11 protein-coding genes are annotated in these 11640 nt (G+C 54.0%); all 11 read right to left on the minus strand.

Going from position 1 to position 11640, the window contains the following annotated elements:
• Position 1 precedes the first annotated feature (1 nt).
• Positions 2-601, minus strand: a complete 600-nt coding sequence (hisH, locus tag ACN0X6_RS18750; RefSeq protein ID WP_417706260.1) for an imidazole glycerol phosphate synthase subunit HisH — start codon at positions 599-601, stop codon at positions 2-4.
• A gap of 174 nt (positions 602-775) precedes the next feature.
• Positions 776-2197, minus strand: a complete 1422-nt coding sequence (locus ACN0X6_RS18755) for a hypothetical protein (RefSeq protein ID WP_417706262.1) — start codon at positions 2195-2197, stop codon at positions 776-778.
• Between the two features lie 33 nt (positions 2198-2230).
• Positions 2231-3499 (minus strand): lipopolysaccharide biosynthesis protein, encoded by a 1269-nt coding sequence (locus tag ACN0X6_RS18760; protein ID WP_417706264.1) that lies wholly within the window; start codon positions 3497-3499, stop codon positions 2231-2233.
• 167 nt (positions 3500-3666) lie between these two features.
• Positions 3667-4350 (minus strand): cytidylyltransferase domain-containing protein, encoded by a 684-nt coding sequence (locus tag ACN0X6_RS18765; protein WP_417706266.1) that lies wholly within the window; start codon positions 4348-4350, stop codon positions 3667-3669.
• A gap of 3 nt (positions 4351-4353) precedes the next feature.
• Positions 4354-5391 carry a nucleotidyltransferase family protein gene (locus ACN0X6_RS18770; protein ID WP_417706268.1) on the minus strand — a complete coding sequence of 346 codons (1038 nt, stop codon included), beginning with the start codon at positions 5389-5391 and terminating at the stop codon, positions 4354-4356.
• Positions 5388-6029: a NeuD/PglB/VioB family sugar acetyltransferase gene (locus ACN0X6_RS18775; RefSeq protein WP_417706270.1), complete on the minus strand. Its 642-nt coding sequence runs from the start codon at positions 6027-6029 to the stop codon at positions 5388-5390. Before ACN0X6_RS18775 ends, ACN0X6_RS18770 begins: the two co-directional genes overlap by 4 nt.
• Positions 6026-7108, minus strand: a complete 1083-nt coding sequence (gene neuB, locus ACN0X6_RS18780) for an N-acetylneuraminate synthase (RefSeq protein ID WP_417706272.1) — start codon at positions 7106-7108, stop codon at positions 6026-6028. Before neuB ends, ACN0X6_RS18775 begins: the two co-directional genes overlap by 4 nt.
• Before the next feature lie 3 nt (positions 7109-7111).
• Complete coding sequence (gene neuC, locus ACN0X6_RS18785) at positions 7112-8266, minus strand: UDP-N-acetylglucosamine 2-epimerase (protein WP_417706274.1); 1155 nt, start codon at positions 8264-8266, stop codon at positions 7112-7114.
• The gene (locus tag ACN0X6_RS18790) at positions 8263-9414 is read right to left on the minus strand and encodes a LegC family aminotransferase (protein ID WP_417706276.1); all 1152 of its coding nucleotides are present in this window, start codon (positions 9412-9414) and stop codon (positions 8263-8265) included. The genes neuC and ACN0X6_RS18790 overlap by 4 nt, the downstream gene beginning before the upstream one ends.
• A gap of 9 nt (positions 9415-9423) precedes the next feature.
• Complete coding sequence (locus tag ACN0X6_RS18795; RefSeq protein ID WP_036986685.1) at positions 9424-10401, minus strand: NAD-dependent 4,6-dehydratase LegB; 978 nt, start codon at positions 10399-10401, stop codon at positions 9424-9426.
• A gap of 20 nt (positions 10402-10421) precedes the next feature.
• Positions 10422-11639, minus strand: a complete 1218-nt coding sequence (locus ACN0X6_RS18800) for an N-acetyl sugar amidotransferase (RefSeq protein WP_417706278.1) — start codon at positions 11637-11639, stop codon at positions 10422-10424.
• Between the last annotated feature and the right edge of the window lies 1 nt (position 11640).

Genomic DNA, 11640 nt, shown 5'->3' on the forward strand with positions numbered 1-11640 from the left:
ATCACACCTCTAGAAAGTTTCGAAAGAGTTCCATACCAAATCTATGGCTCTTTTCCGGGTGGAACTGGAATCCCCAGATATTTTCACGACGGAAAGCTGCTACAAATGTCTCGCCGTAGTCGCATTCCAGAAGAACGTCCGCGGGGTCTGCGCACTCCACCCGATAGGAATGCACGAAGTAAAAACGACGCGGCGTATGGATGACCGGTAACAAGCCATCCTCACGCACCTGCCTCACCTCATTCCATCCCATATGCGGCACCTTGAGCTTGGGATCGTCAGGGCGGAATCGACGGACGCGCGCATCCACCCAACCCAACCCTGGCTCTTGACCCTCCTCACTGCCGCAAGCGAGCAATTGCATACCCAAGCAGATACCCATGATTGGCACCTTACGCCCAAACACTGCGCGCTCAAGTGGCGCAATCCACTCACCACAACGCAAACTGGACATACCATGATCGAATGCGCCAACGCCCGGCAAAATCAGCTTTCCTGCTGAGTCCAGTTCTTCCGGCGAGGTAATTATCTGCGCGTCGCCACCCTCGTGCCGAATCATATTGACAACCGAGGCAAGATTGCCGCAGCCGTAGTCGATCACGGAAACATTCTTTTGAGCCACATTTTGTACCGATCAGTTAGATCACATAGAACATAACCTGCCAATACCTCAGGGCTATCAGCAGGATAGCTAGGCGAAAACGCTCGCAAAGACCCGACAGCATACCGAACTTGCCGCACATCAAGAAACGACAGGAAGCTTTCTTAGCGTTGGTTACGCCAAGGCATGCTCAAGGTAATTTCGGTAGTTTTCACGCCACCCAGCAGCCCAGACGTCCTCCTCGACAACACTCGGACGGCCTATGGCCGGGTCTATAATCGCTTCTGCGAACTCTTGAGCATCATGGAAGCATGCAAATGGATGCACCGGGTAGCCGAAACGCGCCTTTGGCGTTTCCCACAGAAGTACCTTCGGTACCCATCCGATTGCCTCAAACAACCCGGTCGAAACCTCCCCCGCTACGGCATAGGCATCGCCGAAAGCCTCATATATATCGCGATTGCAGTCGATGACCACACCACCCACTCTGCCATCCGGGAATCGCTGCCGCACGAGCGCCCGCTCCAAAGGATGAGGCCTCAAGACAACCCTGTAGTGCTCCGGAAGCAACGAATCCAACTCCCGCGCCAAAGCAAGATAAAGCTGAAATTCGATGCCATCCCCTAGAATAAGAATGTCCTTTTTTTCTACAGATCCGTTGAAGGAATGCTTTTGCTCGCTGTAATGCGGGTGGCCAATGACCCATTTGCGGACCGGCGCATTAATCTGATCATTCCACCACCGGCCATAGCCGAGGAAATCATCTGGCAAATAGCTGCGGTAAAGCTCACTCTTACGCCACAAGGCCGCATAGCGATAAGCATCGTGGCCGCCAGACACCATACCGTGCTGCGGCTCGGCAACGCGGACTCCCATCTCATGAGCGATATGATTGAGCACGCCATGATCGCTATAGCAGCCCTCTTCAAGTAGAAGCAGACGAGGCTTGAATCTTTCCAGCATCTTACGATACGCAACTTGTGTCGCCGGCAAACGCGCAATCTTCCTGGCTGCTACCCCTACCAGCATTTGCATTTTCGATTCAGAAATATCCAACCCATGCAAATTTTTGGCTCTGCGACGAACATGCTCAAGAAGCTCGGACGCAAGCCTGAGATGCCTACCTCGCACTGATAGCCGGCCAGCGAGAAGCAGCGCCACTTGCCAAGGCGACCAATAAATTACGTTTTCATTCCAGCGGGGTTCGGGAAGATGCCAGCCCACCAACCCCTCAACTGTCATAGTGCCGCTAGGCGATGCGTCTGCCAGATAATCGGTAATTCGGTTGAACCAACGGCCTTGGCGCTGAAAATGGCCTCCACCGCTGGCAAATATCAAAACCTCGCCTCTCGTCCGGCCTCGGTGAATATTATGCAACAGCGTCTTGGGTAGCACTGTCAGTAACTGTCGATACGGTAACGATGGCAAGGGTGTTAATAATGAGGCGTGCTGATAGTAAAGATCAGAGATCAATTGCCGGAAGAACTGCGTTCGCACAAGCGGCCATAACAAATAACCGGTGCAAGCGCAGCGAAACTCCAGAAGAGCCGGATCATTCTCGATATCAAGTAAATCATCAAGACTTAGCAATTTCATCTCCAACAAAAAAGCACAAAGAACCCTAACAATTTATAATTTTTTTAAAGAAAAGAGAGAGAACCAAGGCAGCGGATAAACTCGGTAAGCGATATACCACGCCCCAACAAAGAAAAGAATCTGGACGAACAAATAGCTCCATGCAGCACCAAGCGTTCCCACCTCACCAACCAAAAAAACAGAAACTCCAACGTTCACAAAACCCACAATAATAGTTAGCCTGGACAGATACCCGGTCCGCTCAGAAAGAAAAATAAATCCAGCGACTACATAATACATACCTACAAATGCGTTACCAAATCCTATCAATCTAGCAACAGCCAGTGAGTCATCATACCCCTCCCCAACAAAAAACGGATAAATATATGGCAAAAGCACTACATAAATTACAGCTAAGCACAAAAATAAAACAAAAACCGCCACACACTGACGCGCAACCCTCAAACGAGAATATTCGTCCGCTGAGCGTAACTCTTCATACAGGTGTGGAACAAAAGCTTTTGAGAAAGCATCCGCCAAGACGCCGACAAGCATTCCTATTTGCGCCCCCACCGCATAAGCCCCAGTTGAAGCCGCCCCTAACATTGACATCAGAATAAACCTATCACTCATTGATAACATAATCCCCCCTAGAGAATGAGGGATCAACGGGATACCAAAGCGCAAGGAGGCCCTAACGTAATCAAGACTTAGTTTCCATGTAATCCTCTGCCCACGCTGCAGACTTATTAAAGCCAACACACCAAAAATAAAAACTGCCGTGGCGATACCTAAACCACGACCCTCCCACCCAAGACCTAACACTAGAATTAAATATAGTGAAAGACTCAAATTAAGCAGCGTTTGAGTTATCTGAAAAAAGCCATAGCGCAAAGCCTTCCCTTCCACCTGCCACATTACCAAGCGGATATTAATGATAGTCTGTGCAGCAGAACCCAGCACAGCCGCCAGCAGCCATGCCACGGGCAGGTTTACGCCGTTCGATAGTGGAGCGGAGAACAGCCACACAACAAGCAGAGCAAGAGATGTGCTTGCTGCCAGAACACTCAGACAAGTACCTACAAACCGTGGGTGATCAGTATCGATCGAAAAATAACGAACACTTACAGCGCCGTGCAAACTAAGGCCAGTAACCGCTGCCAAGGCGCTCATCAAGGTGGTAAACATCGCTACCACCCCATATTCAGCAGGGGAAAGAACCCGAGTCAAAACAGGCAGTAGAAAAAAAGGGATTGCGCTATTTATTACATTTGCCGAAGCATATGTAGCAACGGATCGAAATAATTTTTTGACTGCACTCATATTTTACCCAGCGTACTGGCAAAAACCAAAAGCAAAATTTTGACGAAGAAAAAGCCTCACTGGATAAAAAACACCACCTTAAGCCCTTGACATAACCCCTAAACAAGATAACTAGCACATCCAAAAATAAAAATCAGAAATTCCAAATTACATCACTGCATTTATCTTCATGTTGATTTATTAAGCTCAGCATCAATCCGCTCCAAATCTTCAATCACATCAATATCAATGGAACGACAGCGCGGCATACAATAAGCAACCGTGTCATTTGACATAAAACCACGAACCTGCGCGAACCACTGGACATCCGCAACATATATGGCCCCATTAAGGACATATACTGGCGGAAGTTCTTGTCGGCGTAAGTAGCCGTTATTTATAACAGGCACCATTGCCCCTTCCCCTTGCAAGGTATACATCCAGTATGGGCTTTCCTCAGCCTCACAAACACTGACACAGGCAGGTGCTTTTTTATCGATGCAGATTTTTATAGCAGAATCGATATCTTCGGCGCTACGCAACGGAGATGTCGGTTGCAGTAACACAATATAATCATAACCTGGGATACGCTGTAGGCAGTCTGCAACGACATCTGCACTACTCGCAGCATCACCAGAAAGCCGGGAATCTCGCTTGAATGGAACTTCGCATCCTAGCAAACGTGCAACTTGGCTAATCTCATCGTCATCGCTCGACAGCACAACTCTATCCAACAGCTTGGACTGTTTTGCGGCATCAATGGTCCAAGCAATAAGAGGCTTTCCGCCGACATCAATAATGTTCTTTCTTGGAATCCCTTTGGAACCGCCTCGGGCAGTTATAAGTCCCAGTATTTTTTTCCCCTGGTACATTCCTCAACCCCACTCTCGCTGAGCACGCTCGTACTCATCTATACGGCCAATATCCAGCCAATACTCACGCAGCGGATAAGCAGCAGCCTTATCACCTTCCTGCCTCAACAAATGGAACAAGCTTGGCATATCAAAGAAGGTATCAGCAGGAATACGGGGTAGCACCTCGCATGACAGCACGTAGATGCCGCCATTAACAAAAAATCGATGAACAGGTTTTTCCTGAATATCGGTAATTGTTACACCCTCGACGTTGACGACTCCGTAAGGCACCTGAAAGTCATATTCGCGCACAGCCATCGTAGCAGTAGCACGATGTTCTTCATGGAAATCAAGCATTGCAGAAAAATTGGCTTTGGTAATTAAGTCGCCATTCATTACAAATAGCGGAGCCGTTGGCTTTTCAGGCAAAAGGGACAACGCCCCCGCGGTTCCTAATCGCTCTCGCTCATGTAGATATTCAATCTGTGCTCCCCAGCGCTCACCGTTGCCAAAATACGCTTTGATCATTTCGGCCTTGTAATTGACCGAAATGAAAAAACGACGAAAACCCTGTTCTAAAAATCCCTCAAGAATGCTTTCAAGAATTGGCTTCCCACCCACCGTCAACAAGGGCTTGGGGCAATTATCTGTTAGAGGTCGCAAACGTTCCCCCAACCCCCCGGCCATCAGAACCACCCAGTTGTCACGAGGGACCACTCCTAAGAAGTCATCAATTGTTGCAAGACCGGCCAATCGTCCCTGTTCATCGATAAGAGGAAGATGGTGAAAGGCAAAACGTCGCATCATCGCTAATATTTCAGCACGCGGCGTTACCATCGATCCTGTTTTCGGCGTCGTATTCATGACCGGTGCAACAGGACCATCCAATTCCTTTCCATTGAGGATGGCGCGACGTACGTCTCCGTCAGTCAACAACCCAACGAGGCGCATATCCTCATCGGCTACCAAGGCCATTTGGGTGCCTGCGTTATCGATGCGCCGAATGGCTTCTCGCAGAGATACCTCAGGCGAAACCACTATGTCTTTCCAGTTCTTCATGATCTACTCACGCGGACGGCCGGGTTGCCCACCACGGTTACACCTGTTTCCACAGTGCGCACCACGACAGCTCCAGCCCCCACTACAGCATCCTTTTTCACCGTAACGCCCGGAAGCACAACGGCACCAGCACCTATAAACGCACCCGCTTCGATCCGGACATCGCCACATACGGTGGCGCCAGGCCCGATGAAGGCGTGCTCTCCAATCTCACAATCATGATCGATACGCGCGCCAGTGTTCACAATGACACCAGTAGCGAGACGGCAACCGGGCTGAATAATGACGCCGGCCATAACCTGTACCCCCTCGTCCATCGCAACCTGCGCAGCTATCACTGCCGACGGATGGATAAGCGAAATGAATCTGTATCCTCGCCCGACGAAATGGCGATGAACCCGTGCCCTTACCGATTGACCGGGAATCACACCGATACCATTGACTAGCAGAACCGTTTCACAGCCAAGGCGAAGAACATCCTCGTCGCCACCGAGCACCTCGACCCCCAGCCAACGACTACCTCGCACCAACTCAGGTGCAGATACGCCAGCTAGTGCATACACGCTCAACTCGATTACATCGAGCACTACGTGTGCATGCCCCCCCGCGCCGAGCAATACAACCGGGAGTGCGCTCACGCAGGATCACCAGCTTCGTGATCGCGCTCGGCCAACTTGCCGACTAGATCCCATGCGTGCATCGGCGAAACGCCGGAGCCGCAACGAGCGCTGGCCAGGTCCTGAGCCTGGATCTGCTGCCCTTTACCTACCGGGCGGGCGAACACTAGGTTCTGACGGGCAGCCTTGCGAGTATCCCATTCGCTGACTTGGGGCACTTTTGCCGCGAGGCCCATCATTTGTTCCACCAGTCGAATCTGATCGATCATTTCCTTGAGTTCATCCGGCGCCAACGATGCCGAATGATCTGGCCCTGGCAATGCACGATCCAAGGTAAAGTGCTTCTCCACGATGCAGGCATTGCGAGCCACTGCTGCGACGGAAGCCAAGGCGCCCTCTGTATGATCCGAATACCCCACCGGCAGCCCAAATGTGTTCTTCAGCACATCCATCGCTCGCAAATTGACCTCTACCGGCTGCGCTGGGTACTGCGAGGTGCAATGCAGCAAGGCTACTCGCTGCATCACCCGCTCTCGTGCCTCGGGGCGAACCCAATTGAGCCAAACCTCTTCGAGACTTTGGGGCGATGTATTGAATTCCAGGCCATGTGCCAGCACCGCTAGCGCCTGGTCAATTTCGCCAAGGGTCGCCATGCCGGTTGAGAGAATCATCGGACGCCCGCCCTGCGCGATATTCCACAACAGCGGGCCATTGGTTATTTCACCAGAAGGGATCTTGTAGACAGGAAGCTCGAGCTGATCAAGAAACGCGAGGCTTTCATGGTCGAAAGCGGTCGACAGGAAATCCAATCCCAACTCACGGGCGCGCGCCTGCAGCGGGTAATGCCAGGAGTGTGGCAACTCAAGTTTGAGCAGCATTTCCAGCTGGCTGTCCTCTTCACCCGTATTGCGCTTTTGATAAGCAGCCTTCGGGGCGCTGGAAGACGCTAATAGGCGAGCGTTGAAGGTTTGGAACTTGACGGCGTCGGCACCGGCCTGGGCTGCGGCATCGACCAACGCCATAGCCTTGTCATAGTCACCGTTATGGTTTACGCCTGCCTCGGCAATGATGTACACGCGGCCACGCTCGAAATAGTTCATTGCTCAAACCAGGTCATGAAAGGTTTTGGGAGTGGCGCCGCCAAACTGTTCCAGAACAGCCACGGTACGGGCAGATGCGCGCCCTTGCCCATAGGGGTTGGATACATGCCGGCAGCGTTCGGCGAAAACATCGTCAAGTGCGATCATTATTGCGTCACGGATCGAGTTGACTTGTGTCTTGCAATGCAATACGGATTCAGCCGCCAGACGCCCCTGCTGCCTGGCGCCAATGTTCACGCTCGGAATACCAAAAGCAGGAACCTCGATGATCCCGCTAGATGAGTTACCGACAACTACCGACGACAACGCCACGGCACTGAGGTAACGCTTGAAGCCCAGCGAAGGTATCGCCAGTACGCGCTTTGGATTAGCTACGGCATAGGATTCAAGGAGGGGAATGATCGCTCTGCCGCCATTGTCCGCGTTGGGATAAGTGAGAATGACCTGGTGTTGTGGAAATGAATCAAGCGCCGCCAGCAACTCCCGGAACTCAAGGGCAGAGTCGCTCTGCAAAGCAGTTTCCGGGTGATAGGTCACCACGAAGAATGGCTTGTCGAGGACGAAGTTGAGACTCTCGCCCAGCGCCTGGCGGCTCATACGGGGAGTACGCAGCATGTGATCCAGGCCAAATGCCCCAACATTGAACACCCTTTCGGGGGCCTCCCCCATCTGGATCACACGTTGGCGATAGGGCTCGGCAGCCACGAAGTGCAAATAGGACAGCTTGCTGATCGCGTGCCTGAAGGCATCGTCATAGGCGCCTTCGGTGATCTCTCCACCGTGCAGGTGCGCCACCGGAATGCGCATGACCGCCGCGACCTGCACGACGGCCAGCGCTTCAAAGCGGTCACCCAACACGACCAGCACATCCGGCGCCAGGCGCTCGAGCGCATCGGCGAAACCGAGCGTGCCAAGGCCCATGGACTTGGCCACTCCTACCGGTGTATCCGACGACAGCAGCATCTCGACCTTGGCATCGATATCGAAGCCATCGGCCACGATATCCTTCCAGGTTTCGCCAAACTCCGGCGACAAGTGCATACCGCTGACCAATACCTGCAGCTGCAAGGCAGCACTGGCCTGAATGTCCTTCATCAACCAGTACAACAGGCCATACTCGGCGCGAGTCGCCGTAAAGACCGCGACCTTTTGCGTCACGACAGATGCTCCGGCAGCACGCTACTCGGCAGGTTGACGATGCGATCGGCCAACCAGCGCGACTGCGCCAGCCCATCGTGTGGGCAATGGGCATACGCTGGCAGGTCGCACATCAGTTGCCAGATCGGCCGGGTCATCACATTGGCGGCGTTACTGGCCTGCAGCAGGCCATCACGCCGCTCACGGTCTGGGCAGATCACCGCATTGAGCCAGTAGTTCGAGCGACAGTGTTCAGGCTCCTGCACGAACATCAGCTCGCTGCCCTCCAGGTGCGCCGCGTAACGTGAGGCCAGCTCACGTTTAGAGACGATGAAGTGCTCCAATTGCTCGAGCTGGGCACACCCCAACGCGGCATTGAGGTTGGGCAGGCGATAGTTGAATCCAACTTCGTCATGCACATACTCGAACGGATGCGGACGCTTGGCCGTGGTCGTCAGGTGCTTGGCACGTGCACCCAGCGCTTCGTTGGTCAGGATCATGCCCCCGCCGCCGGTGGTGATGATCTTGTTGCCGTTGAAGCTCAGGGTACCCAACAGGCCGAACGAGCCGGTGTGCTTGCCGCGATAAAGGCTACCCAGGCTCTCTGCCGCATCTTCGACCAGTGGCAGATTCCATCGCTTGCATACGCGAACCAGACCGTCCAGATCAGCCGGGTGGCCAAAGGTGTGCATGGGCAGGCACGCGGCGATGCGGCGATCACCGTCCTTGCTTCGGCAGTTGCCATCCGCGTCGAGCCGGGCATGCGCTTGCAGCCAGGCCTCCAAAGCCGCTGGCGACATCCCCAGGGTGTGCCGATCGACATCGACGAACACCGGCTGTGCACCACAGTAGGCGATGGCATTGCAGGTGGCGACGAACGTCAGCGCCTGGGTGATGACCAGCTCATCGCGCTGTACGCCCGCCAGCAGCAGTGCCGCGTGCAAGGCCGCCGTCCCGTTGACAGTGGCCACCGCACGGGCAGCCCCCGTATACGCCGCAGCGTCCTTTTCAAAACGGTCGACGAAAGCACCCACACTGGAAACAAAGGTCGACGCGATGGTTTCCTGGACATAACCCGACTCCTGCCCCTTGAAAACCGGCGCATGCAGTGGGATGAAATCCTCGGTTCGGTACTGTTCGCGAACGAAGCGGACGAGGGCGTCAAACATGGTGATCACTCAGACGTTGTAGATATCGGCTTTGTATTTGCTCAGGTTGTCCGGGCGCACCATCCACTCGATGGTTTTCTCCAGACCTTCGCGAATACTGTAGGCCGGTTTAAAACCGGTCATGCCGTTGATCTTGCTGTTGTCACACCACAGGCGGAACACTTCCGACTTGCCCGGGCGCAAGCGCTGGTCGTCGATCAGGAATTCGACGTCGCTGCCCATGATGTCTTTGATCAGGTTCAGGGTGTCGCCAACCGATATCTCGAAGTTGGAGCCGATGTTGACGGTTTCGCCAATGGCTTGGTCGCATCGGGCCAGCTCGAGGAACCCACGGCAAGTATCGGCGACGTAGTTGAAGTCGCGGGTCGGGGACACATCGCCGAGCTTGATCTGCTTCGTGCCACTGGCGATCTGCGTGATGATGGTCGGAATCACCGCGCGCGCAGATTGCCGTGGGCCGTAGGTATTGAACGGCCGGGCAATGGTGACCGGCAGGTCGAAGGCATTGAAGAAGCTGATGGCCATCGCGTCAGCGCCGATTTTCGAGGCACTGTAGGGCGATTGCGCCTGCAGCGGGTGCTTCTCGTCGATCGGCACGTACTGAGCGGTGCCATACACCTCGCTGGTGGAGGTATGGATGACACGCTTGACCCCGTTTTCCTTGGCAGCCTGGCAGATGTTCAGGGTGCCCTTGACGTTGGTATCGACATAACTGTCGGGCGCAACGTAGGAATACGGAATGGCGATCAACGCGGCGAGGTGGAAGACCACATCGACATCGCGGGTGATGTGCTTGCAGAAGTGCGGATCGCGCACATCGCCGCTGACGACTTCGATCGCAGAACGACAGTCGACGTCTTCTAGCCAACCCCAGTTATTGAAGGAGTTGTATTGGGACAAGGCGCGGACCGAGTAGCCTTCACGCACCAGAAGTTCTGTGAGGTGGGAGCCGATAAAACCATCGGCGCCAGTAACTAATGCTTTCATGACGTTCCTATTTCGCTGATTCAGGCTTTCCAGATAGGCTTCTTGAGCGCCCAACCGCTGGAGGTCTGCTCCCACAGATGGGGTGTGCGGAATTCCTCGATCACTTCGAGGAAGCGATCCTGGGTGATCCCCATGTAATCCAGGCACTGCGGCTGGTAGATTTCCGGGAACTCGCCGTCGAAGCGCTTGATCAGGGCGATCGCCTCGTCGCGGGTAATGTCGCCGTTGCGGATTTCCTGGGCCGCGTCATACGTGGCACGACCGATACCGAACTTGGTATAGGTGGTGTAGTAATGCAGCCAGTCGATCATGTCGTCGAGGGAGCTGTATTTGCTGAAACTGCCCTCAGTGCGGAAGTCATTGGGCATGAAGTCCGTATTTTCCACCGAGAAATAATAGGTTTCCTGTGGGTGCCACTTGAGGTAGTAGCCCAGGTAGTGCACCTCGGTGCCAACCTTCTCGATCCGGTAGGGGTCGACCGGCAGATAGGCCTCGAGGTCTGCCAGGGTGAACTTGTACTCTTCCATCAGTTGCTGAGCGCTCACGCCGCCCAGGTACAGGTCCGCCATTTGGTTTTCTGCGGTGTAGTACTTCGGATCCCGGGTAGGCTTGTCATTATCCTGAATGGCATTGCCGTACTCGGCTTCGTTCTCACCGAAGATGACAAGCGGGATGTCCAGCAGTGCGGACATCTTAGGTGCCAGGTTCTTCTGACCGAGAATGAACGGCTGGAACGGGTGGCAGAGCTTCTCGAAGGCTAATCGCGTGAGGGTCCGATGGACCTTCTTGTTCTGATGGTAGGTGTAGTTGGCAAAGCCAGCGTTGATCCAAGCATCGAAATTGCGCCGACCGATATCAGTGTAGATGGCAGGCGGCCAGGTCACCAGGATAGGGTTCATGCCGTACTTATACTTGAGCACATGCGCGGCCATGACGCTGTCCTTGCCACCACTGCCCGGCACCACCACATCGTAGCGCCCGTCGGAACGACGGTGGCGATCGCACAGCGCCTTCAGTTCGCGCTCGCGATCCGACCAGTCGATACTTTTCTTTTTCTCCGCAAAATTGCAGGCATCACAAACACCATGCTCATCGAAGAAAATGGCTTTTTTGATTTCACCCGGCTTGTTCTTGAACTCGACCGTGGACGAAGGGCGCTGGTTGTTCATCGCGCACTTCTTGCAGAACTGGATATCCAATGGCAGGCCGTAGCGGCCGTAGAGTGCTTGATCAGTCATA

Source organism: Pseudomonas sp. (assembly GCF_048269965.1).
Classification (GTDB): domain Bacteria; phylum Pseudomonadota; class Gammaproteobacteria; order Pseudomonadales; family Pseudomonadaceae; genus Aquipseudomonas.

What these genes read in the sequence shown, in the direction of transcription:
- neuB (WP_417706272.1), bottom strand. Translation starts at nt 7,108, where the DNA reads ATGAACTATTTCGAGCGTGGCCGCGTGTACATCATTGCCGAGGCAGGC.
- ACN0X6_RS18770 (WP_417706268.1), bottom strand. Translation starts at nt 5,391, where the DNA reads ATGAAGAACTGGAAAGACATAGTGGTTTCGCCTGAGGTATCTCTGCGA.
- ACN0X6_RS18790 (WP_417706276.1), bottom strand. Translation starts at nt 9,414, where the DNA reads ATGTTTGACGCCCTCGTCCGCTTCGTTCGCGAACAGTACCGAACCGAG.
- ACN0X6_RS18755 (WP_417706262.1), bottom strand. Translation starts at nt 2,197, where the DNA reads ATGAAATTGCTAAGTCTTGATGATTTACTTGATATCGAGAATGATCCG.
- ACN0X6_RS18765 (WP_417706266.1), bottom strand. Translation starts at nt 4,350, where the DNA reads ATGTACCAGGGGAAAAAAATACTGGGACTTATAACTGCCCGAGGCGGT.
- ACN0X6_RS18795 (WP_036986685.1), bottom strand. Translation starts at nt 10,401, where the DNA reads ATGAAAGCATTAGTTACTGGCGCCGATGGTTTTATCGGCTCCCACCTC.
- ACN0X6_RS18800 (WP_417706278.1), bottom strand. Translation starts at nt 11,639, where the DNA reads ATGACTGATCAAGCACTCTACGGCCGCTACGGCCTGCCATTGGATATC.
- ACN0X6_RS18760 (WP_417706264.1), bottom strand. Translation starts at nt 3,499, where the DNA reads ATGAGTGCAGTCAAAAAATTATTTCGATCCGTTGCTACATATGCTTCG.